The sequence below is a fragment of the Neorhizobium huautlense genome (assembly GCF_030811685.1).
Lineage (GTDB): Bacteria > Pseudomonadota > Alphaproteobacteria > Rhizobiales > Rhizobiaceae > Neorhizobium > Neorhizobium huautlense_A.
Window position 1 is genome coordinate 1 of the sequence record NZ_JAUSRF010000007.1, and the last position, 20,412, is coordinate 20,412.

The following is a 20,412-nucleotide window of genomic DNA, read 5'->3' on the forward strand; positions in this document are numbered from 1 at the left end:
ACTATTACCCTCATTCACAAACGCAACGACACGCTCACGCAACTCCATCGGATGCGGTTTGCCCATGGCGCTTCTCCTTCCATGGGCAAAGTGAATCACAGATCAAGCAAAACCGTAATCCCGAATCCTGTTAGATGCGACACGCTTTAGGAATAATTACGAGCTACGCGGGGGACGCGGGGTGGGAAAGCCGTCAGTACCGAAAGGTGCTGGCGGTTTTCTCGTTTTCAGGGAGGAGAGTTTTCCGGCTGGAACGATATCGCCTCATTGTCCATATTTCTTCAGCATCAAATCTGCAAACTCAGTCCGGTCGACATAACGCGGCTCACCGCTTCTCACACCATCGCTGAGAGCTTCACGCAGCTTTGCGTATTTAGCCTGATCCTCGTCCTTGAGAGGTGGCTTGATCTCAGCCATTCTTGGCCCGCGAAGCACGGAAGGAAGCCATCAGCGCTTCACGATCAAAGAGGTTGCCGGGGCCGTTATTCTCGCTTTCGATCAGCAATTCGCGCAACCGCTCGATCTTCATCTGCTCGTCTTCGAGCATTCGAAGGCCAGCCTCAATGACATCATCGGCAGTTTCGCAACGCCCGCTTTCCAGTTCGCGCGCAACAAAGCTTGCGGCGTGTTCACCGATCGTCACTTGCACAGGCTTGTTCATGACGGCTCCGGGGCGGATGGAGGCAGTAACTTAACACGGCACGGAAGCCTTGTCAGGCGGCGGCGACAGCAAGCTGAATGCCGGAACTCTGCTGGAGCTTATGGATGACGGCAAACAGATTGTCGGCACGCGGATTACCCTTGGGTCCAAACATCCGCATCAGGCTTTTCGCCGGCACTCCAACTTCCTGCGCCAGCGCTTCAAAACCGACAGTCGCATTTATGAAATCACGCAGAACGCTCTTGCCTGTCTCGACATCCCCTTCAAGCAGGACCGAAATGGCATCGGACAACAAGGCAGCGCGGAATGCCGGATCGCTGTCCAGCCGCGCTTTTACCGTTTGCTTGAACTCGCGGGTCAATGCCATGTCAGCGTCCTTTCCGGAATTTGTAATCCCGCCAATAGGTCTGGGCCGTAGCGATATCATCCTGCTGCCGCTGCTTGGTTCCGCCGATCAGAAGAATGACAAGCTGTTCGCCATCGCGGCCGAAGTAGAGCCGGTAACCCGGCCCGAAATCGATACGATATTCGAAGACGCCCGAGCCCACCGATTTCACATTGGAAAGATTTCCCTGTCCATGCGTGCCAGAGCTATGGTCACTTTCGAAGCAGCATGGAAATCGATCCGTTCGAACCAGCGCCCAAACGGACTTTTACCGCTATCATCCAGATACTCGGCAATCTTCATGAGACGATGGTAACACTTGCGTCACCATCATCCAAGAGATTTAAAACCCGCCTTACCCCGAAATCTTCGAGAAATCCGCAACCGTGCCGGTCGCCTCTCGGATGGCCTTGAGCAGAGCCAGACGGTTGGCGCGGATGGCGTTGTCTTCGTCGTTGACCAGAACATCCTCGAAGAATTTATCGACCGGCGCACGCAACTTGGAGAGCGCTTCCATGGCGGCGATAAAGTCCTCCTTGGCGACGGCTTCCGAAGCTTCCTTCGAGGCAGCGGTGATGGCCGCCCAGAGCGCTTTTTCGGCGTCGAGCGTCAGCAGCGTTTCCGAAACGCTTGTCGCAACCACGGTGCCCTTCTTTTCTTCTGCGGCAAGCAGCTGCGTGGCGCGCTTGGTGCCGGCCAGCAGGTTTTTGCCGTCTTCCGATGAGACGAAGGCGGTCAGCGCTTCGGCGCGGCGGGCGACCAGCAGAAGATCGTCGGCCTCGGGCGTCAGCACGGCATCGATGATGTCGTGGCGCGCGCCCATATCACGCAGATAGACTTTCAGGCGGTCGTGGAAGAAGGAGAGGAGATCGGCATCCTTGACGACGGAAAGCAGCGGCAGCCTTACCTTCCGCTCCAGAATGATGCGCACCACGCCCAGCGCCGCGCGGCGCAGCGCATACGGATCCTTCGAGCCCGTCGGCTTTTCGTCGATGGCCCAGAAACCGGTCAGCGTGTCCAGCTTGTCGGCGAGCGCAACCGTCAGGCCCACTTTGTCTTCCGGCAGACGGTCGGAGGGGCCGTTGGGCTTCCAGTGGTCTTCGATGGCAGCGGCAACGGAGGCATCCTCGCCCTGAAGCAGCGCGTAACGGCGGCCCATCAGGCCCTGAAGCTCGGGGAATTCGCCCACCGCTTCGGTGCGCAGGTCCGCTTTTGCCAGCACCACTGCGCGATCCACCAGAGCGGCATCGGCACCGGTAATCGCGGCAAGCTGTTTTGCCAGCGCGCGGATGCGGTCGACGCGCTCACCCTGGCTACCGAGCTTGGCATGGAAGGTGACGTTCAGCGCATCGAGTTTTGCCATGCGCTGGTCGAGCGGCTTTTTGAGGTCCAGACCGAATTTTTCCGCCGATGCCTTGAGTGTCTCGAGATCCGGCAGGTCGCCCTGGTCGCGGGTCCAGAAATGCTTGGCATCGGACAGGCGTGCGCGAACAACCTTGCCATTGCCGTGCATGATTTCCTTGCCGCCATCCTTGGCGTCGATGTTGGAAATCAGGATGAAACGGTTCGAAAGGCCTTCTTCGGCACCCTGCGGACGGGTGACAAAACATTTCTGGTTGGTCTTGATGGTCAGGCGGATGATTTCCGCCGGGATCTGCAGGTAATCCTCCTCGAACGTGCCCATCAGCACATGCGGCCATTCGACAAGGCCCGACACTTCTTCCAGCAGACCTTCGTCTTCGACCAGTTCCAGGCCGTTGGCGAAAGCGATGTCACGGGCGTCGTGCAGGATCATGTCCTTGCGGCGATCCGCATCCAGCATGACTTTTGCCTTTTCCAGGCTCGAGACGTAATCATCGAAGCGACGCACGGTGATGGCATCAGGCGCGTGGAAACGATGGCCGTAGGTGACATTGCCGGCGACGATACCGTCGATCTCGAACGGGATGATTTGCGTTTCGTCATGTTCGGGGCCGAACAGGCAGACGATCGACTGCAGCGGACGTACCCAGCGCAGGCTTTCCGAACCCTTGCCGTCGATGCCGCCATAGACCATGCCCTTCGGCATGGAGGCGAAACCCGAACGCATCGACTTCGGCCAGGGGAAGGTGCGGATGATGCCGGGCATCACGTCCGAAATGATCTCTTCCGCGGCACGGCCGGGTTTCGAGACCACGGCGACATAGAAATCGCCCTTTTTCGGGTCGGACACGACCTGCGCCTCGGACACATCGGAAAGACCCGCCTTGCGCAGAAAACCGGCGACCGCCTGTTCGGGTGCCTTGGTCGAGGGGCCCTTGATCTCTTCGCGCTGATCGGCGGAGCGGGCGGTGAGGCCTCTTATATCCAGCGTCAGGCGGCGCGGCGTCCAGTATTCGCGCGCACCCTCGTAAGTGAGGCCTGCATCCACCAGCGCGTCGGTGACGAGCTTTTTCAGGTCTCCCGCCGCCTTGCGCTGCATGCGGGCAGGAATTTCCTCGGAGCGAAGTTCAAGCAGGAGATCGGGCATAGAATTCAACTTTTATGTGAATTTCACGGGAAAGATGGCTGTGCTGGCTCTAGCAAGCCGGGGGACAAAAGTCACCACTTGGATTGGGGAAAGACGCGTGTCGCAAACCGAATGCGCAACGCGCCTATCAGGCCGCATCAATGACCGGGATCGCTTCCAGTTCTTCCCGCTTTTCCACCTCTGCGATTTTCAGATCATAACTGACCTGCAGGTTCATCCAGAATTGCGGGGTGGTATCGAAATAACGCGCCAGACGAAGCGCCGTATCGATCGTCACCGGAGACTGTTCTGCAACCAGCCTTTCAATGCGGGTGCGTGGAACATGGAGCTTGCGGGCAAGCGCGCCAGCACTCAAGCCGAGCTCATCCAGATACTCCGTTTTCAAAATTTCGCCGGGATGAACCGGAGGAAGCAGGCTTTTCATTTCTCTTGCCCTTTAGTGATAATCGATGATCTCGACATTTTCCGCGCCTGCTTGCGTCCATAAAAAACAGACCCGCCACTGGTCGTTGATGCGGATCGAATGCTGGCCTTTACGATCTCCCTTCAAGGCTTCCAGACGGTTACCTGGTGGAGAGCGCAAATCTCGAAGTTCAACAGCGTTTTCGATCATCGTCAGCTTGACCACCGCCCGCCGGGCCAGATCAGCTGGAAAACCTTTAGGGGCATGCCCTTTGGCGATCTCTTGCGTCATGGCATTGGCATAGGATCGTATCATCTGTGCCGCCCCAAAAATGTATCACTTCACGATACAAAAATCAATTCTCACCAGCCGCCACCACCGCCGCCGCCGCCTCCGCCACCGGAAAAACCGCCGCCTCCCGAAAATCCGCCGCCACCGCCGGAACTGGTTTTGGGCGCCGGAATGGTGGAGGAAATGGTCGAGGCCATGGAGGACGAGAAGTTGCTGACACGGCCGGAGAAATCCCCCATGGAGCCGCCGTGGTACCAACCCGGACTGTAGGAGAAAGCAGCACCTGCAGCAGCACCAGCACCGGCGGCCGCGAGCCAGTTTTCAAATGCCTGGGACCACGGTTTTTCCACGCCGAGCGCCACCGCATAAGGCAGCAGTTTCTCAAAATGCTGTGGCGACATGGTTGGGGCGCCGGCCATGTTCATGCGGTCCTTTTCGGCGACCGTGAGATAAAGGCGCAGACCTTCGATACCGTCCATGAGTTTCTGGCCGAGCGGGGTCGGCGCGCCCATCAGGAAAAAGAACACGAGGTTGATCAGGACAATGGCAGCGATCGCCACGGGTGCACCGATATCGCCGCCATGCAGCAACTCGCCCAGCAAGTGCATGACACCCGATCCCGCGATCAGCACCAGCACGGAAAAACTGACGATGGCGAGAACGATGATGGAATAAATGCGCTGACCAAGCGCCGCTTGACGGCGCAGCCCCTTGCCGATCAGGCGGACGAAGGAATAGCTCATGAATGCCGCGATCCAGATGGGCATTCCCACTGCGGCGAACCCGTCGATCGACAAGCCGCCATAGATAAAAAGCGGCACCAGAACCGCGAGGCTGAGCGCGATGCCGGCCAGAACATGGCCCATATTGGTGACGTAATATCTGCCGCGATGTTCGCGCTCGATGGCGGCGCGGAAACGGCTGCCGAGGAGCTGTACCAATGGGCCATTGGCCTTGCTGATGGTGAATTTTTGCCCCGGCTTGCCGATATCGGAAAGGATCGCCTTCTGGCCCGACGGCAGATCTGCTGGCGCCGGTTTTTCCGTGCGGCGGATGACGATATCGCTGTCGAAATCATCAAGCTCGACATAACCGCCGACCGCCAGATGCAGAAGCGTTGCGGAAAAAGCCGTCCAGCCGGCACCGGAAAAGCCCTTGTTTTCCACGTAATTGACCAGCGCCGGAGACAGGCCCTCCGGTGCATCCCAGCGCGGCACGACCACGCCTTTTTCGGGGTCGCGGCCAACGCGGCTCCATGCCCACCAGTAATAGAGGCCGACGATCGCGACAGCGATGGCACCGATAAACCAGCCGGCATGATCGCGCACGAACAGCCAGAAATTTTCCGAGGCGGTCGGTTCGGGAATGCCGCCCTTGGGCAAACCGACCAGCACCGTCAGGTTCTCCCCGGCGGCAAAAGGACGCGTGGTTTCGAAAAAGGCGGTGTTACCGTTTACCCGCACGCGGGCATCCTTGCCTTCCGCGCCATAACCGCCAGTGAAATAGTCGGTGGCGATGGGGGCGGTCGATCCGGGCAGATGCACGGCGGCCGACACCTTTCGGATCGGGAACTTCCAGCCGGTGCCGTTGACGTTCCAGTAGACCTCATCCTGATCGTCATAACGCAGGATCCAGCGATCGGTGCGATAACGGATCGTATAAGTATAGACGCCGGGCGACAGGCGGGTGTTTTCATTGCCGGCATAGATGCGGATGCCGCCGGAAATGTTTTCCGTATGCGAGGATTCCGGCCGGCCGTCGCGCATGACCGAGAGGAGCTCGAAACCAGCGGTGATCAACCGGCCCGACTGGGCGCGGGCCCGCAGTGGAAAATCGCGAAAAATGCCGCGGCGGATATCAAACCCCTCGGCATTGACCCGGATGGTTTCCGTGACCGTGAAGGCACCATCCGGCTCCACCACCACATCGGAATGGTAGGTAAGGATTTCCTCGCGCGCCAAAACCGCGAGTGGCAAGGCCAGCAACAGGAGAAGAGCAAGACCAAAGGCGGAAATCCGTCGCATCAACACTCTTCTCCTGCTTCTGAAATCAGTCCTCGATGGAAACGCCGAGCGAGGACAGGACATCCCAATATTCCGGGAAGGTTTTGCCCACGCAATCCGGATCCAGAATGGTGATACCGCCGATCTTCAAGCCTGCCAGCGCAAAGCTCATGGCGATGCGGTGATCGGCAAACGTGTCGATATCGGCCGGCAGCGTCTGACCGGCGAGTGACGGATCGGAGGCGACGATGAGGTCGTCACCCTCTTCGGTGGCCAGCCCCTCGCGGATATTGTTCAGGCCCGTCGAGACGGCGCGGATACGGTCGCATTCCTTGACGCGCAGGTTGGCGATGCCGATAAAACGCACCGGCGTTTCGTTGAACGCGGCAAGAACGGCGATGGTCGGCACCGCATCCTGCATCTGCGAACCGTCGATTTCGGCCGGCAGGTTCGGAAACTGGCGGATGACATCGAAGGCCTTTGCGTCCGGCTGGGTAAAATCCTCGTTGGCGACGCCGAGATCGATTTTCCCTTGGGTCAGCACTTCGGCAGCCCAGAGATAGGTGGCGGCGGAGGCATCCGGCTCGACGACGAAATCGGTGGCCGTATAGCCCGTCGGTTCGATCACCCAGGAGGACGGCGTCGGCTGCGAGACCTTTGCACCGAAGGCGCGCATGGCCGCCAGCGTCAGGTCGATATAACCGCGCGCACCGATATCGGCACCGGCAAGCTCGATGGTGAAAGGTTCGGAACCGCAAGCGGCTGCCATCTGCAGGGCGGAGACATACTGGCTCGACAGGCCGGCATCGATGACGACCTTGTTGCTGGCAAATGTGCCGTTGGCATCGATGGTGACCGGCGGGCAGCCGGTGGGGGCTTCGATGGAAACACCCAGCGATTTCAGCGCATCGACCAGCGGCTTGATCGGCCGCTTGTGCATATGCTCGTCGCCATCGACCACATAACGGCCATGGCCGAGCGCGAGCGCCGCAGTCAAGAAGCGAGTGGCGGTGCCGGCATTGCCGAGGAAAAGCGATGCTTCCGGCGCTTTCAGTTCGCCATTGCCGGTGACGACAAAGGTCGTCGCATCCGGCTCTTCGACCGTCACGCCCATGGCGCACAGGGCGTCCGCCATATAGCGCGTGTCATCGCTTTTCAGCGCGCCGGTGAGCCGGCTAGTGCCCTTGGCGAGGCCGGCCAGCAGCAGCGCGCGGTTGGTGATCGATTTCGAGCCGGGCGGCACGGCACGGCCGGAAAGCGGCGCCGGATGGGGGACGATGGTCAGCTTTTCCTTGGGCATTGTTTTCGCATCTCTCGCCCAGCGGCCTTAGGTAGCGGCTGGGTTTTCAGGCCAGAATATCGTGTGGCAGCGTCATAGACCGTCGCCGCCAAAAGGGGAAGCACCGGGAAGGCGCACGATCAGAACTTGACAGATGGGACCGCGCGATCGGCTTCGTTGGTGATCTCGAAGAAAGGCTTCTTGGCAAACCCGAACTGGCCGGCCACGAGGTTGGACGGAAAGCTTTCGACCTTGACGTTCAGGTCACGCGCGGCACCATTGTAATAGCGCCGCGACATCTGGATTTCGCTTTCCAGCGTTTCCAGCGAGTTTTGCAGTTCGAGAAAATTCTGGTTGGCTTTCAGATCAGGATAGGCTTCGGCCAGCGCGAACAGCTTTCCGAGCGCCTGCGAGAGCATGCCCTCAGCCACCGCCCTGCCCTCGACATCACCCGTCGGCACCGCCTGCGCCCGGTTGCGCAGGGCTACGACCTCCTCGAAGGTCGATTTTTCGTGGGCGGCATAGCCTTTGACGGTTTCGATGAGATTGGGGATGAGATCGGCGCGACGCTTCAGCTGCACATCGATGCCCGACCACGCCTCCTCGGCCATCTGCCGGGATTTGACGAGGCCGTTATAGATCATGACGACGTAAAGCGCTGCGACGACGATGATGCCGAGAATGATATACATGCGGAGATCCCCTGTTTCCGAGGTATATCTAATGCAATCCGCGCGTTATTGAAGAGCGAGGCTGCGGAAACATTGGGTGGCCAGGACCGATTGAAAATTCGTATCTAGTCGGATACAATCATCATGTATCGCTTCGAGAGAACATCACAGTTCAACGACTGGCTGAGGTCGCTGAAAGACAGGACCGGAAAGCTACTGATCCTTGATCGTCTTACCTCGGCCGAACAGGGGCATTTCGGCGATCGTGAGCCAGTTGGCGGCGGCGTGTTTGAAATGCGCATCCATTACGGGCCAGGTTACCGGGTCTACTACACGCGCCGCGGCCAGACCGTTTACCTGCTGCTGATCGGCGGCGACAAATCAACGCAGAAACGCGATATTCGGCGAGCGATCGACATGGCCGCCACAATCGGGAAAGAGTAGTCATGACAAACACCAGCCCGTTTGAAATCGCCGATTATCTCGACACTCCCGAAGACATGCTGGACTACCTCGAGCTAGCGATGGGGAATGAAAACCCAAACGTGTTTATCGCCGCCCTCGGGCATGTGGCCAAAGCACGGGGCATGTCGGAGGTGGCGGAGCTTTCCGGCCTTGGCCGCGAAAGTCTTTACAAGGCACTGAAATCCGGCTCGAAGCTGCGCTATGAGACCGTGCAAAAAGTGGTTCAGGCTCTCGGTTTCCGGCTCTCGCTGGAAAAGAGCGACGCCGCCTGACGGACGGCACCGCCGATTTCGCAAAGGCAGCCTCAGGCCGCCTTGTCACCCAGGTTCGCGCCACCGGCATCGGTCAGCAGAAACGCCTCGCCGCACGCCTTGGCCAGCGTGCGCACACGCAGGATATAGCTCTGGCGTTCAGTGACCGAGATCACGCCGCGGGCATCCAGGAGGTTGAAGACGTGGGATGCCTTGATGCACTGGTCGTATGCCGGGAAGACGCATTTGTGCAGCATCTGGTTAGAGTTTTCGACCGGCGCACCGAAAGCCAGAAGCGCCAGGCATTCCTTTTCCGCATCGATGAAATGGCGATGCAGCATTTCGGTATTGGCGGCTTCAAAGTTGTGGCGGGAATATTCCTGCTCCGCCTGCAGGAAGACGTCGCCGTAAGAGATCTTCTCTTCGCCTTCGCGACCGTTGAAGTTCAGGTCGTAGACATTGTCGACGCCCTGAACATACATGGCGAGGCGCTCCAGACCATAGGTCAGCTCACCGGCAACCGGCGAGCATTCGATGCCGCAGACCTGCTGGAAATAGGTGAACTGCGAGACTTCCATGCCATCGCACCAGCATTCCCAGCCGAGGCCCCAGGCACCCAGCGTCGGGCTTTCCCAGTCGTCTTCCACGAAACGCACATCGTGCAGAAGCGGATCGAGACCGATCGCCTTCAGCGAGCCGAGATAAAGCTCCTGCAGGTTGGACGGGTTCGGCTTCAGGATGACCTGATACTGGTAATAATGCTGCAACCGGTTGGGATTTTCACCATAACGGCCATCCGACGGACGGCGCGACGGCTGCACATAAGCGGCCTTCCACGGTTTTGGACCAAGCGCGCGCAAAGTGGTGGCCGGGTGAAACGTGCCGGCGCCGACTTCCATGTCGTAGGGCTGCAGAACGGCGCAGCCCTTGTCGGCCCAATAGTTATGGAGCGTCAGGATGAGCGCCTGAAAGGAGCGCTTGGGGTCCATATGGGGGGCCATGTGTTCGGGCAGATCGGTCATGGGCATATCGGCATCGTTTGATTGAGGATGCGGACGAGTGCCACGCAAGGCGGCGAGGGTCAAGGTTTTATAAGGAGGGCCGTCAAAGGAAGGGGTTCTGGATCGTCAGGGTGGTATCAATGGTGAGGCCGTGGTGAAGGTCTTCGGAATAATAAATGCTGCAATCCGCCTTGAGCGCGGCTGCGATCATGACCGCATCATAAAATGCCAGATTGTAATGCTGAACCAGCCTCAGAGCCGTCTTGGTCATGTCCGGCTCAACGGCAATGACACTTTCGGCGGTTTCCGCCATGTCCGAGACAATCTGAGTTATCCGGCCCCATGACAAACCAAGTTTTCGCCGTCCGACATTTGCAAATTCATTGAGGGCCTGAGTGCTGATGACGAATGGTTCGCTCATCAGCTTTTGAGCCACGATGGCCTTGGCGCCGCCTGTCGTGGAATAAACCAGAACATTGGCATCAAGGAAATTCGCAACCGCCGGCATCAGCGGGCATTGGCCTCTTCGCGATCAAACTTCCAGTCGGGGGGCAGTTCGAGCTGCAACGCCTTGATGCGTTCAAGCGCCTGCTTTTTCGCGTTTTTTCGTACAGCATCCTGCGAAGTTTCATTGGCAACGGTCACAGTTACCTCATCGCCCTCCTTCAAATCGAGCGATCTGGCAACGTCATCAGGGATTTGAACGGCAAGCGCATCATTCCATCGGGTTACGCGCATGGGACATCTCCGGACAAGGTGTTCTCATTTATACCATTGGCGATGGCATGGCGAAAGAAGCGAAGCTCCAAGCCAAATACGGCTGAACTAACCCTATTCCTCTTCCTCGCGCTTCACCCGGTATTCCCCCGTCACCGGGTCCTTTTCCAAGGTGCCCATGGCGCCGGTCTGGCGTTCGCGTTCGGCCTTCTTCGAGCGTGCGGTCAGCTTTTCCGCGTCGCCGACGAATTTTTTGTAGATCATCCAGCCGCCCACCACGAGGATAGCCAGGAATATGATTTGCGCCATTGTCCCCTCAGACGTTCTTGATTGTTGTCAGAGCCCGTAACGGCTCCACATCGCCTTGTCTTCCAGCGTTGCCGCCAGTCCCGATGCCGCACCCGCCGCAAGTTCGGTCGCGCCGGCATGCGAAACGACACCCGGCACACGACGGCCAAAAAGGTTGCGCCCGCCGCCGATCAGTTCCAGCTTGGCATCCGGGCCGTAGCGGCGTTTCAGCGTTTCGCGCATCTCGCCTGCGCCGTCAACAAGGCCGAGCTCGACGCCGCGAAGGCCGGTCCAGAACAGGCCGGAAAAGATCGTGTCTTCATCGGCCAGCCGTTCGCCACGGCGCATCTTCACCATGTCGATAAAGACCTTGTGGATCTCCAGCTGCAGGCTTTTCAGGTATTCGATATCGCCTTCCTTTTCCGGCTGGAAGGGATCGAGGATGACCTTGTTTTCACCGGCCGTGTAGACACGGCGTTCGACGCCGATCTTCTTCAGCATTTCCGGAAAACCGAAACCACCGGACACGACGCCGATCGAACCGACGATCGAGGTCGGGTCGACGAAGATTTCGTCACCGGCAAGCGCGATCATGTAACCGCCGGATGCCGCGACATCCTCGACGAACATCAGCACGCGCTTGTCCTTTTCTCCGGCAAGCGAGCGGATGCGCTGGAAGATCAGCCGCGACTGCACCGGCGAGCCGCCGGGCGAATTGATGGAGATGGCGACGACCGGCGCATCCTTTTTGGCAAACGCCTTTTCCAGCAGCGGTGCAACGGTTGCGATATTGAGCGCCGGCCGGAACTGGCTGCCGCCTGCCATGATCGTGCCGTGCAGTCGCACGACGGGGATCGAAACGCCCTTCTTGCGCAGGCGTTTCGGCAGCAGGCGTGTCAGAAATCCGGCCATGTGTCATCCTTCCAAATCGAACAGCTGTTCATGTAGGGATTTGAACGGCCAGCGCAATCTCTGCGTTCCATAAGCGTGTCAAATTACCGTCACGCTTACCCGACACGGGCCTGACGGCCGGTGCGACGCGCATAAGCACTGCGGCCATTGTTGAGATTATCGGCGCGTTCGAGGAAGGCATGACCATCCTCGCCATGCAGGAAAAGCGGGGCTCGAAAAATGAGACGCGCTTTCGAGCCCTTGATGGCGGTGAGGAGAATGCGGGTGGCATCTGCATCCGGGCGCGGATGAATGAGCGTCATCTCGATACCGCCAAACCGCTTGCCGCAGGCGGCGATGATGTCGGAAACAGATTCCGGCCGCGCGATCAGCGACAATTGCCCGCCGGCCACCGTGATGGCGCCTGCCGTGCGCAGCCACGCCTCGAACAGGCCGTCGGTCATCGCATGCGCTTCCGCCTTCAACCTGTCAGGCGTGGTGCGGTCATCGGCATTGTTGAAGGGCGGGTTCATGATGACGTGGTCAAAACTGTGATCGGCAAGACCAGCGGCAACGCGCGCCCGGCCGGTCAGGGTCACGTCGGCTTCGATCACCGATACCCGATCCGCCAGATGCGCATTTTCGGCAAGCGCCACGCTGCGGCGCGCATAATCGGCCATCAACGATGACCGTTCCACCAGCGTCACCTGCGCACCGGCCAGACGCGAGGCGACCGCCATGCCGGCAGCACCTGCACCGGCGCCGATATCGGCAACCGTGATCGGCCCCTCCTGCGCCACCAACGAGGCCAGCAGCATGGCATCGGAACCTGAGCGGTGCCCCTCGCCTTTCGGCTGCAACACATGGAAGGCGCCGCGATGGAAGGCGTCGAGCGTTTCGGTCTTGGGCGCAGGTCTTTCGCTGCTCACTTCTTCTCGTCCCGCAATTCATGCTCCAGCCCGGCATCGACCAGAAGCTTGCGCGCTTCATCGGCGAGATCCTCCGCCACCAGCAGGCGTTTGGGCAGCAAACCGAGCGAACCTTCCAATATGCTCATGGACTGATCGGCGATCATGCAGGGAATTTCGGCGTCGCGCATCAGGCTCTCGGCGAAGGAGAGCAGCACGACATCGTTGGTGCGGATCAGTTCTATCATCACAATTCCCTCAAAATCACCGGTACGGAGCCTTTTGCCCCTTGCCGGTTCACCCTGCCCTTTCTATGGTCCCCCGCAAAATTTGAACAGGAGTACGCATTCTTGGGCGTCGTCATTCCGCTCGAAGAGAGCAAGAACAAACAGGCTTCGGTCAAGCCCCTCGTCGATCTGACCAAGGGCGACATGGAGCGTGTCAACCAGCTGATCCTGTCGAAGGCCGGCTCCGACGTACAGATGATCCCGGAGGTTGCCAACCACCTGATTTCATCCGGCGGCAAGCGCCTGCGGCCAATGCTCACCCTCGCCTCCGCCGCCATGTTCGGTTACGAGGGCGAAGGCCATGTGAAGCTTGCCACCTCGGTCGAGTTCATGCATACGGCCACGCTGCTGCATGACGACGTGGTCGACGAAAGCGACCTGCGCCGTGGCAAATCCACCGCCCGCACCATCTGGGGCAATCAGGCGAGCGTCCTTGTCGGCGATTTCCTGCTCGGCCAGGCCTTCAAGATGATGGTCGAAGTCGGCTCCATGGAAGCGCTCGATGTGCTCGCCACCGCCGCATCGGTGATCGCGGAAGGCGAAGTGCTGCAGCTTTCCGTCGCCAAGAACATGGAAACCACCGAGGACGACTATCTGTCCGTCATCCGCGCCAAGACGGCGGCGCTGTTTGCGGCGGCCGCAGAAGTGGGCCCGATCATCGCTGCCACCGACAAGGCCAGCCGCAGCGCGCTGCGTTCCTACGGCATGAACCTCGGCCTCGCCTTCCAGCTGGTCGATGATGCGCTGGATTACGGCGGCAAGGCTGCAGAACTCGGCAAGAATGTCGGCGACGATTTCCGCGAAGGCAAGATCACCCTTCCGGTCATCCTTTCCTACCGTCGCGGCACGACCGAGGAACGCGCATTCTGGCGTCAGGCGATCGAAAACGGCGAAAGCACCGAGGAAAACCTCGAAAAGGCGCTGGCCCTGATCACCAAATATAACGGTCTCAAGGACACGATTGCGCGAGCAAAGCACTATGGCACGATTGCCAGCGACGCACTCGCCCCGCTACCTGATTCCGCTTACAAATCAGCGCTTCTCGAGGTCATCGACTTCTGCATCGACCGGGTGAACTGACCCCTGTCGACACATTGGGCGGAAAGAGCGGGTTCCGCGATATTCTTGCGGACCTGCTTCAAAAAAGCCATTCTATCGTGAATCATCGGTACATGTACCTTCGGCGGCCATTCTGTCGCCCTGCGCTTTTCATGAGAGGCACTTTTATGCGGCAGCAATTCGCCCTTCGTCTGCTTTCCGGCGCGGCCTTTGCCGCCGCCATCATGCTGGGTGGCCAGGCGCTTGCCGCTGCCAGTACTGAAAAGCCGGCGACCGAAGAGGCCCAGACTTTTGATGCGGGCAAGGTCAACACCTTTTCCGGCGCGTTCCTCGCCGCACGCACCGCCGATGTGGACCACGATTATCCGAACGCCATCACCCTTTACCGCAAGGCACTGGAGCTGGAACCGGCCAATACGGAAATCCGCGAACGGCTGATGCTGGCCATGCTGATGAGCGGCGATTTCGACGGCGCGCTGCCGATCGCACAGGATCTGAAGGCAGACGAGGCGGTGGAGCGCATCACCGTCATCGTTCGCGGGCTGGACGATATCCGCAACAAGAAATTCGCTGAAGCCGAAAAGCTGCTGACCTACAAGGGCACCAACGACCTCGACCGCATTACCCACACACTGCTGGCCGCATGGGCCCGTGTTGGCGCCGGCAAGGGCAAGGAAGCGCAGGCGCTGGTGCGCGGCATCAAGGGCCCGGTCTGGTTCAAGGTCTTCACCGATTACCATCTCGGCGCCATGGCGCTGGTGTCCGGCGATATCAACGCGGCGCGTTCCAGCCTGACGGCGGCGATCACCAATGACGATGGCGTCGCCACCACACCCGACACGTTTATGCGCGCGATCATGGCTTTGGCTCGCCTTGAAGCAAGCCAGGGCAACAAACAGAAGGCGCTCGACACGATTGCCGTCGGCGACCGGCTGATCAGCAATTACGCGCCCCTGAAGGCGCTGCGCCAGAGCATCGAGGCCGGTGACAAACCCGACCAGCAGGTGACGACGGCCACCGAAGGGGCTGCCGCCGTGCTGTTTTCCGTCGGCGGTGCGCTGAACCGCCAAGGCGCGGAAGAAATGGTGTCGCTCTACCTGCACATGTCGCATGCGCTGGATCCGAAAAGCGCCGACACGCTGATCATGCTCGGCGGCATTGCCGAAAAGCTGGAACAGCCTAAACAGGCGATCGCGCTTTATGAAAAGGTGCCGGCCGATTCGCCGATGCGCCGCATTTCCGAGCTGCAGTTGGGCCTGACGCTTGCCCAGACCGGCGAAGTGGACAAGGCGCGCGAGCACCTGAAGAACCTCATCGCTTCCGATCCGGCCGACTTGCGCAGTTACCTTGCCTATGGCGCGGTTCTTTCCGACGCCAAGGACTACAAGGCGATGGCGGAGAATTACGACAAGGCTGCGCAGGTGGTGGGCCCGATTGCCCGCCCCGCCGACTGGACGATCTTTTTCCAGCAGGGCATCGCCTATGAGCGCCTGAAACAGTGGGACAAGGCGGAGCCTGCCTTCCGCAAGTCGCTGGAACTGAACCCCAACCAGCCGCAGGTTCTGAACTATCTCGGTTATTCCTTCGTCGACATGAACCGCAATCTCGACGAGGGCATGGAGATGATCAGGAAGGCCGTGGAGGCACGGCCGGATGATGGTTACATCGTCGATTCTCTCGGCTGGGCGCATTATCGCCTCGGCCAGTTCGACGAAGCCGTAACCGAGCTGGAGCGCGCCGCGCAGCTGCGTGCCGGCGACGCCGCCATCATCGACCATCTGGGCGATGCCTATTGGCGCGTGGACCGCAAGCTGGAAGCCAATTACCAGTGGAAGCGCGCGCTGACGCTGGAGCCCGAAGAAGCGGAAATTCCAAAAATCAAGGCGAAGATCGAAAACGGCCTGCCGGAACTCGACGCGGCACAGCTTGCGGCGATGAAGGCGAATGCAAAAGCCGCCTCGGCCACGCCTGAACCGGCGACACCTGCCACCACGCCTCCGGCCGAGACGGCTCTCGTCACGCCGCCGGCAGACGGTGGAGCCAGGCCGACCAATTACACGGTTAACCCCGGCGACACGCTGTGGAAGATCGCGCATGAGGCGCTTGGCGACGGCGACCTGTTCATCGAGCTGATCAAGGCAAACCCGCGCCTTCGCCGCAACCCGAACCGGATCTTTCCGGGTCAGGTTCTCGACCTGCCGGGTGTGGCGGCCCCCGTCACCCCTTCTTCGGACCCGTCCTCGGCTCCTGCCGGCAACTGACGCATGACCGAAATGCCTGTCGTGACGGAAGTGGCGCGAGCCAAGATCAATCTCGCGCTGCATGTCACCGGCCGACGTGACGACGGTTATCACCTGCTCGACAGTCTTGTGACATTCTGCGAGAGCGGCGACCGACTGGATATAACCGCTTCCGATGAAGACAGGTTTTCCGTTTCGGGGCCCTTTGCCGATGTTTTGGGGGCGCCGGCCGACAATCTGGTACTGAAGGCGCGTGACGGGTTGCGTCAACGCCTCGCCGCTGCCGGTATTATCACCGGCCCGGTTGCCATTCATCTCGAAAAAAACCTGCCCGTCGCCTCCGGCATCGGTGGCGGCTCAGCCGATGCGGCCGCCGCCCTGCACGGCCTGTTACGCGCGTGGAAGACCGATCTGGAACCGCGGACAAGCAATGCGCTTCTGCTGTCTCTGGGGGCCGACGTGCCCATGTGTTTTGCCGGAACACCGCTTGCCGCGCGTGGTATCGGCGAGAACATCACCCCCCTGCCGCAGATGCCGGCCATGGCGCTGGTTCTGGCCAACCCGCTGATTGGTGTTTCGACACCCGCCATCTTCAAGGCGCTGGAGCGACGCGACAACCCGCCCGTGGGCGCGCTGCCCGCTTCCGCCGACCTCGCGGACTGGATCGACTGCCTCAAAAACCTGCGCAATGATATGGAGCCTGCCGCGACACGGCTGGTGCCGGAGATCGCCGCTGCACGCGCCATGCTGGATGCCGAGGGCGCGCTGCTATCGCGCATGTCCGGCTCCGGCGCCACCTGCTTTGGCATTTTCGGCAGTTTTGAAAAGGCGAAAGCCGCGGCAGAGGCACTTCGCCGCCAACGGCCGGACTGGTATTTCTGCGCCACCAATACCATGTCTGCCTGAAAACAGCCGGGAGAGAACCCCATGAACAGGATCGACGAAAGCCGCCCCTTCATTCCCGTCGGCATTGCCGTGCTGACCGTCTCCGACACGCGCACACTGGCGGACGACCGCTCCGGCGACACGCTGGTAACCCGCATCACCGAGGCCGGCCATGCCCTCAAGGACCGCGCCATCGTGCCCGATGACAGGGAAAAGATCGCCGCACAGGTGAAGGCGTGGACTGAGGATGATGCGATCGACGTGGTCATCACCACCGGCGGTACCGGCTTTACCGGCCGCGACGTCACACCTGAGGCCATCGAGCCGCTGTTCGAAAAGCGCATGGACGGCTTTTCACACGCCTTTCACCGGATTTCCTACGACAAGATCGGCACCTCGACCATCCAGTCGCGCGCCACGGGCGGCGTTGCCAATGCCACCTATATCTTTGTTCTGCCCGGTTCTCCCGGTGCCTGCAAGGATGCCTGGGACGGCATCCTGAAACCGCAGCTGGACTATCGCCACATGCCCTGCAATTTCATCGAGATCCTGCCAAGGCTGGACGAACATCTGAAACGTGGTGGCGGCAAGGCCTGATGGTCAGCCGCGTGCGGCCCAGGCCGGCACCATCTCGCTGATCAGCATGAATGTCTTCTGTTTCTGCACCAGTTGCTCCAGCGACATGCCGGATCGAGCAACCGACAGTGCCTGCGCCTTCGGCATGACAAAACCATGTTCCAGCGGCGGCACACGGTGGGTAAGCCGCTTGAAAAAGGACGGCAGATGATTGCGTGAAGGCGAAAATTTTGCCGGCTTGCGGTTCATCGCCAGATGTTCCTGAAGCTCGTTGATCCAGCCTACCTGCGGGCGCGCACCCGGCTCCATCAACAGCAACCACTCGCCGCGCACCGATTGCACGATGTCCTTGATATCCCACGCCGTATGAAACCGGCAGCCGGCCGCATCGGCCACCCGCGCCGAGGCATCGCGCGAGCCATGGTCGAGCACCACGACATCGCTGATCAGCCCCTCCACGGCGCCTGCCACCAGCACAGACAGTGTCTGCGCCAGTTCTGTTTCCTGATCGCGGCATTCCATGATGACAGTCAGCATTTGTGACAGTTAGCGCATTGCAGCATGAAAGGCCACTCGCGGTTTCTCGCAATTTTGTTCTTGCAATGTTCTCGCTTCCGAGATAGGAATTTCTCACATGCAGCGGCGCATCGCCGCCTGCGGGAGATTCCGATGAACGAGCTGTCAGACTTGAGGCAGGGTGCGCTGGCACCTGGCCATACGGCAGATATTGCCAACGCACTGGTGAACGCTTCCGGTCTTCGGATCGAGATCGACCGCCGGCGCGGACGGGGTGCGGGCATCAACCCGAGCGGCCGTTTCGAGGAACAGCGCCGCGAGACGTTCGATGACGGCTGGCAGTCGCTGGAAGAACTCGCCCCGTTCCGCACCGAAGTGCAGGTGGAAAAACCACGCACGGCGATCACCCGCAACGATAGCCCGGATATCGGCTTCGACCGTTCGGTCAATCCTTATCGCGGTTGCGAACATGGCTGCATCTACTGCTTTGCCCGCCCGACGCACAGCTATATGGGCCTTTCGGCGGGGCTGGATTTCGAGGCAAAACTGTTTGCCAAGCCGGATGCGCCGCGCCTTCTGGAGCGCGAACTCAGCCGTCCGGATTACAAGGTCCGGCCGATCGCCATCGGCACCAACACCGATCCCTACCAGCCGATCGAGAAGGAATGGCGCATCATGCGACAGCTTCTCGAAGTGCTGCAGAAGGCCAATCACCCGGTCCTGATTGTCACCAAGGGATCGCTGATCACCCGCGATATCGACATCCTCTCCGACATGGCGGCCAAGGGCCTGGCCAAGGTAGGGATTTCGGTGACGACGCTGGACCGCAAGCTGGCGCGCAGCATGGAGCCGCGTGCCGCCACGCCATCGCGCCGTCTGGAGACGATCAAGGCGCTGACCGAGGCCGGCATTCCAACGGCGGTGATGATGTCGCCGGTCATTCCGGCGCTCAACGATCACGAGATCGAACGGGTGCTGGAGGCGGGCCACGCTGCCGGTGCGCGCGAGGCGAGCTACGTGCTCCTGCGCCTGCCGCTGGAAGTCGCACCGCTGTTTCGCGACTGGCTCTTGCAAAACTATCCGGACCGCTACCGGCATGTGATGAACCTTGTGCGTTCGATGCGTGGCGGCAGGGATTACGATGCCGATTTCACCAAGCGCATGAAGGGCGCCGGTCCTTATGCCTGGCAGATCGGCCGTCGTTTCGAGATGGCCACCAAACGTCTGGGTCTCGCCCGTCGCGGCATGTCGTTGCGCGACGATCTGTTTGTGAGGCCCGATGGAGGGGGCGTGCAGCTGTCGCTGCTCTGACCTTTCAAAAACTCAAGAGAATTCGACACGGTCCACCGCCGCTTTCCGTGTCGAAACACCCCGGCCCCGCCTTCCCCTTGGCGAGGAAACGTTGCCGCCGTTATGCCGGGGCTTGCAGGAGATCGGGTCGGCGTGCGATTTTCGCCGCCATGAAAAGAAGCACGCCGCCCGATTCTCAAAAACTGTTCGATGACCTGCCGCTGAAACCCGATTTCAGCATCGAGGATGCCGCGCGCGCCGAAGGCCTCTGGCCGGTGGCGGGAACCGACGAAGCTGGTCGCGGACCGCTGGCCGGCCCGGTTGTTGCCGCCGCCGTCATTCTCGATCCTGAAAACATTCCGGCGGGACTGAACGATTCGAAAAAGCTCAGCCTGAAACAGCGCGAAAAACTGTTCGAGGAGATCATCGCCACGGCGCAGGTATCGGTTGCCTCATCCGGCCCGAGACGCATCGACGACATGAATATCTTGCGCGCCAGCCTCGATGCCATGCGGCGTGCGGTGGCGGGGCTGGAAACGCCTCCTGCCCTCGTTCTCTCGGACGGTCGCGACGTGGTGCCCGGCATCACCTGCACCGGCCGCGCCGTCATCAAGGGGGACGCCCGCTCGGTGTCGATCGCGGCCGCCTCGATCGTTGCCAAGGTGGTGCGTGACCGGATGATGGCGCGGGCGGGCGCTGTGTGGCCTGCCTACGGGTTTGAGGGCCACGCGGGGTATGGCACGGCGCAGCACCGGGGTGCGATCATCGAGCATGGACCATGCGTGCTGCACCGGATGAGTTTTCGACCGCTGAAGAAGGATGGGGTGTGAGGCTGC

The 20,412-nt window shown here is 60.4% G+C and carries 25 protein-coding genes and 1 pseudogene; 8 read left to right on the top strand and 18 right to left on the bottom strand.

Annotated features, from left to right (window positions below; translation table 11 throughout):
• Positions 1-264 precede the first annotated feature (264 nt).
• From J2T09_RS11805 to J2T09_RS11850, 10 genes are all read right to left on the bottom strand, one after another.
• Positions 265-417 (bottom strand): hypothetical protein, encoded by a 153-nt coding sequence (locus J2T09_RS11805; RefSeq protein ID WP_306834555.1) that lies wholly within the window; start codon positions 415-417, stop codon positions 265-267.
• Positions 410-661 (bottom strand): type II toxin-antitoxin system ParD family antitoxin, encoded by a 252-nt coding sequence (locus tag J2T09_RS11810; protein WP_306834557.1) that lies wholly within the window; start codon positions 659-661, stop codon positions 410-412. The genes J2T09_RS11805 and J2T09_RS11810 overlap by 8 nt, the downstream gene beginning before the upstream one ends.
• Before the next feature lie 52 nt (positions 662-713).
• Positions 714-1,028 carry a helix-turn-helix domain-containing transcriptional regulator gene (locus J2T09_RS11815; protein ID WP_306834559.1) on the bottom strand — a complete coding sequence of 105 codons (315 nt, stop codon included), beginning with the start codon at positions 1,026-1,028 and terminating at the stop codon, positions 714-716.
• Between the two features lies 1 nt (position 1,029).
• Complete coding sequence (locus J2T09_RS27590; protein ID WP_373458430.1) at positions 1,030-1,218, bottom strand: type II toxin-antitoxin system RelE/ParE family toxin; 189 nt, start codon at positions 1,216-1,218, stop codon at positions 1,030-1,032.
• Between the two features lie 183 nt (positions 1,219-1,401).
• On the bottom strand, positions 1,402-3,555 hold the full coding sequence (glyS, locus tag J2T09_RS11825; RefSeq protein ID WP_306834562.1) for a glycine--tRNA ligase subunit beta: 2,154 nt from the start codon (positions 3,553-3,555) through the stop codon (positions 1,402-1,404).
• 127 nt (positions 3,556-3,682) lie between these two features.
• Positions 3,683-3,979: a HigA family addiction module antitoxin gene (locus J2T09_RS11830; RefSeq protein WP_306834564.1), complete on the bottom strand. Its 297-nt coding sequence runs from the start codon at positions 3,977-3,979 to the stop codon at positions 3,683-3,685.
• Between the two features lie 12 nt (positions 3,980-3,991).
• Complete coding sequence (locus J2T09_RS11835) at positions 3,992-4,273, bottom strand: type II toxin-antitoxin system RelE/ParE family toxin (RefSeq protein ID WP_306834566.1); 282 nt, start codon at positions 4,271-4,273, stop codon at positions 3,992-3,994.
• 47 nt (positions 4,274-4,320) lie between these two features.
• The gene (locus J2T09_RS11840) at positions 4,321-6,273 is read right to left on the bottom strand and encodes a DUF2207 domain-containing protein (RefSeq protein WP_306834568.1); all 1,953 of its coding nucleotides are present in this window, start codon (positions 6,271-6,273) and stop codon (positions 4,321-4,323) included.
• A gap of 25 nt (positions 6,274-6,298) precedes the next feature.
• Positions 6,299-7,552, bottom strand: coding sequence for a 3-phosphoshikimate 1-carboxyvinyltransferase (locus J2T09_RS11845; protein WP_306834570.1), 1,254 nt, complete (start codon positions 7,550-7,552; stop codon positions 6,299-6,301).
• A gap of 119 nt (positions 7,553-7,671) precedes the next feature.
• Complete coding sequence (locus J2T09_RS11850) at positions 7,672-8,223, bottom strand: LemA family protein (RefSeq protein ID WP_306834572.1); 552 nt, start codon at positions 8,221-8,223, stop codon at positions 7,672-7,674.
• Between the two features lie 123 nt (positions 8,224-8,346).
• On the opposite strand from J2T09_RS11850, the gene J2T09_RS11855 reads away from it, so the two are divergent.
• Together J2T09_RS11855 and J2T09_RS11860 are read left to right on the top strand one after the other, a co-directional pair.
• The gene (locus tag J2T09_RS11855; RefSeq protein WP_306834574.1) at positions 8,347-8,646 is read left to right on the top strand and encodes a type II toxin-antitoxin system RelE/ParE family toxin; all 300 of its coding nucleotides are present in this window, start codon (positions 8,347-8,349) and stop codon (positions 8,644-8,646) included.
• 2 nt (positions 8,647-8,648) lie between these two features.
• Positions 8,649-8,939: an addiction module antidote protein gene (locus tag J2T09_RS11860; RefSeq protein ID WP_306834576.1), complete on the top strand. Its 291-nt coding sequence runs from the start codon at positions 8,649-8,651 to the stop codon at positions 8,937-8,939.
• Between the two features lie 32 nt (positions 8,940-8,971).
• Here J2T09_RS11860 and J2T09_RS11865 read toward each other — a convergent pair whose 3' ends face one another.
• The 7 genes from J2T09_RS11865 to J2T09_RS11895 form a co-directional block, all read right to left on the bottom strand.
• Positions 8,972-9,907 (bottom strand): glycine--tRNA ligase subunit alpha, encoded by a 936-nt coding sequence (locus J2T09_RS11865; protein ID WP_373458445.1) that lies wholly within the window; start codon positions 9,905-9,907, stop codon positions 8,972-8,974.
• Positions 9,908-10,022: 115 nt separating this feature from the next.
• Entirely contained in the window at positions 10,023-10,427 is a 405-nt protein-coding gene (locus tag J2T09_RS11870) for a PIN domain-containing protein (protein WP_306834581.1), read from the bottom strand.
• Positions 10,427-10,657 (bottom strand): AbrB/MazE/SpoVT family DNA-binding domain-containing protein, encoded by a 231-nt coding sequence (locus tag J2T09_RS11875; RefSeq protein WP_306834583.1) that lies wholly within the window; start codon positions 10,655-10,657, stop codon positions 10,427-10,429. The genes J2T09_RS11870 and J2T09_RS11875 overlap by 1 nt, the downstream gene beginning before the upstream one ends.
• A 93-nt stretch (positions 10,658-10,750) precedes the next feature.
• Entirely contained in the window at positions 10,751-10,945 is a 195-nt protein-coding gene (locus tag J2T09_RS11880; RefSeq protein ID WP_132272831.1) for a hypothetical protein, read from the bottom strand.
• A 27-nt stretch (positions 10,946-10,972) separates the two neighbouring features.
• Entirely contained in the window at positions 10,973-11,836 is an 864-nt protein-coding gene (locus J2T09_RS11885) for a S49 family peptidase (protein WP_306834586.1), read from the bottom strand.
• A gap of 95 nt (positions 11,837-11,931) precedes the next feature.
• Complete coding sequence (locus J2T09_RS11890; RefSeq protein WP_306834588.1) at positions 11,932-12,744, bottom strand: tRNA1(Val) (adenine(37)-N6)-methyltransferase; 813 nt, start codon at positions 12,742-12,744, stop codon at positions 11,932-11,934.
• Positions 12,741-12,971 (bottom strand): putative signal transducing protein, encoded by a 231-nt coding sequence (locus J2T09_RS11895; RefSeq protein WP_306834590.1) that lies wholly within the window; start codon positions 12,969-12,971, stop codon positions 12,741-12,743. Before J2T09_RS11895 ends, J2T09_RS11890 begins: the two co-directional genes overlap by 4 nt.
• A gap of 102 nt (positions 12,972-13,073) precedes the next feature.
• Here J2T09_RS11895 and J2T09_RS11900 point away from each other — a divergent pair, with 102 nt between their 5' ends.
• From J2T09_RS11900 to moaB, 4 genes and pseudogenes are all read left to right on the top strand, one after another.
• Complete coding sequence (locus J2T09_RS11900; protein ID WP_306834592.1) at positions 13,074-14,090, top strand: polyprenyl synthetase family protein; 1,017 nt, start codon at positions 13,074-13,076, stop codon at positions 14,088-14,090.
• 146 nt (positions 14,091-14,236) lie between these two features.
• Positions 14,237-16,045: pseudogene (locus J2T09_RS11905) on the top strand (tetratricopeptide repeat protein); the annotation flags it as partial.
• Between the two features lie 288 nt (positions 16,046-16,333).
• Positions 16,334-17,215, top strand: coding sequence for a 4-(cytidine 5'-diphospho)-2-C-methyl-D-erythritol kinase (locus tag J2T09_RS11910; protein ID WP_306834596.1), 882 nt, complete (start codon positions 16,334-16,336; stop codon positions 17,213-17,215).
• Between the two features lie 21 nt (positions 17,216-17,236).
• Positions 17,237-17,791: a molybdenum cofactor biosynthesis protein B gene (gene moaB, locus J2T09_RS11915; RefSeq protein ID WP_306834598.1), complete on the top strand. Its 555-nt coding sequence runs from the start codon at positions 17,237-17,239 to the stop codon at positions 17,789-17,791.
• A gap of 3 nt (positions 17,792-17,794) precedes the next feature.
• Here the strand turns inward: moaB and J2T09_RS11920 are convergent, their stop codons facing one another.
• Positions 17,795-18,307: a glycosyl transferase gene (locus tag J2T09_RS11920; RefSeq protein WP_306834600.1), complete on the bottom strand. Its 513-nt coding sequence runs from the start codon at positions 18,305-18,307 to the stop codon at positions 17,795-17,797.
• 132 nt (positions 18,308-18,439) lie between these two features.
• On the opposite strand from J2T09_RS11920, the gene J2T09_RS11925 reads away from it, so the two are divergent.
• Both J2T09_RS11925 and J2T09_RS11930 read left to right on the top strand, forming a co-directional pair.
• Positions 18,440-19,597 carry a PA0069 family radical SAM protein gene (locus J2T09_RS11925; RefSeq protein WP_306834601.1) on the top strand — a complete coding sequence of 386 codons (1,158 nt, stop codon included), beginning with the start codon at positions 18,440-18,442 and terminating at the stop codon, positions 19,595-19,597.
• 149 nt (positions 19,598-19,746) lie between these two features.
• A complete protein-coding gene (locus J2T09_RS11930; protein WP_306834603.1) occupies positions 19,747-20,406 on the top strand; it encodes a ribonuclease HII in 660 nt (219 codons plus the stop codon).
• Positions 20,407-20,412 lie beyond the last annotated feature (6 nt).

Coding starts and splice junctions, on each gene's coding strand:
- J2T09_RS11835 (WP_306834566.1), bottom strand. CDS start 4,273: ATGATACGATCCTATGCCAATGCCATGACGCAAGAGATCGCCAAAGGG.
- J2T09_RS11855 (WP_306834574.1), top strand. CDS start 8,347: ATGTATCGCTTCGAGAGAACATCACAGTTCAACGACTGGCTGAGGTCG.
- J2T09_RS11865 (WP_373458445.1), bottom strand. CDS start 9,907: ATGGACCCCAAGCGCTCCTTTCAGGCGCTCATCCTGACGCTCCATAAC.
- J2T09_RS11845 (WP_306834570.1), bottom strand. CDS start 7,552: ATGCCCAAGGAAAAGCTGACCATCGTCCCCCATCCGGCGCCGCTTTCC.
- J2T09_RS11875 (WP_306834583.1), bottom strand. CDS start 10,657: ATGCGCGTAACCCGATGGAATGATGCGCTTGCCGTTCAAATCCCTGAT.
- J2T09_RS11850 (WP_306834572.1), bottom strand. CDS start 8,223: ATGTATATCATTCTCGGCATCATCGTCGTCGCAGCGCTTTACGTCGTC.
- moaB (WP_306834598.1), top strand. CDS start 17,237: ATGAACAGGATCGACGAAAGCCGCCCCTTCATTCCCGTCGGCATTGCC.
- J2T09_RS11925 (WP_306834601.1), top strand. CDS start 18,440: ATGAACGAGCTGTCAGACTTGAGGCAGGGTGCGCTGGCACCTGGCCAT.
- J2T09_RS11895 (WP_306834590.1), bottom strand. CDS start 12,971: ATGATAGAACTGATCCGCACCAACGATGTCGTGCTGCTCTCCTTCGCC.
- glyS (WP_306834562.1), bottom strand. CDS start 3,555: ATGCCCGATCTCCTGCTTGAACTTCGCTCCGAGGAAATTCCTGCCCGC.
- J2T09_RS11880 (WP_132272831.1), bottom strand. CDS start 10,945: ATGGCGCAAATCATATTCCTGGCTATCCTCGTGGTGGGCGGCTGGATG.
- J2T09_RS11840 (WP_306834568.1), bottom strand. CDS start 6,273: ATGCGACGGATTTCCGCCTTTGGTCTTGCTCTTCTCCTGTTGCTGGCC.
- J2T09_RS11910 (WP_306834596.1), top strand. CDS start 16,334: ATGACCGAAATGCCTGTCGTGACGGAAGTGGCGCGAGCCAAGATCAAT.
- J2T09_RS11830 (WP_306834564.1), bottom strand. CDS start 3,979: ATGAAAAGCCTGCTTCCTCCGGTTCATCCCGGCGAAATTTTGAAAACG.
- J2T09_RS11870 (WP_306834581.1), bottom strand. CDS start 10,427: ATGCCGGCGGTTGCGAATTTCCTTGATGCCAATGTTCTGGTTTATTCC.
- J2T09_RS11930 (WP_306834603.1), top strand. CDS start 19,747: ATGAAAAGAAGCACGCCGCCCGATTCTCAAAAACTGTTCGATGACCTG.
- J2T09_RS11810 (WP_306834557.1), bottom strand. CDS start 661: ATGAACAAGCCTGTGCAAGTGACGATCGGTGAACACGCCGCAAGCTTT.
- J2T09_RS11805 (WP_306834555.1), bottom strand. CDS start 417: ATGGCTGAGATCAAGCCACCTCTCAAGGACGAGGATCAGGCTAAATAC.
- J2T09_RS11815 (WP_306834559.1), bottom strand. CDS start 1,028: ATGGCATTGACCCGCGAGTTCAAGCAAACGGTAAAAGCGCGGCTGGAC.
- J2T09_RS11885 (WP_306834586.1), bottom strand. CDS start 11,836: ATGGCCGGATTTCTGACACGCCTGCTGCCGAAACGCCTGCGCAAGAAG.
- J2T09_RS11860 (WP_306834576.1), top strand. CDS start 8,649: ATGACAAACACCAGCCCGTTTGAAATCGCCGATTATCTCGACACTCCC.
- J2T09_RS11920 (WP_306834600.1), bottom strand. CDS start 18,307: ATGCTGACTGTCATCATGGAATGCCGCGATCAGGAAACAGAACTGGCG.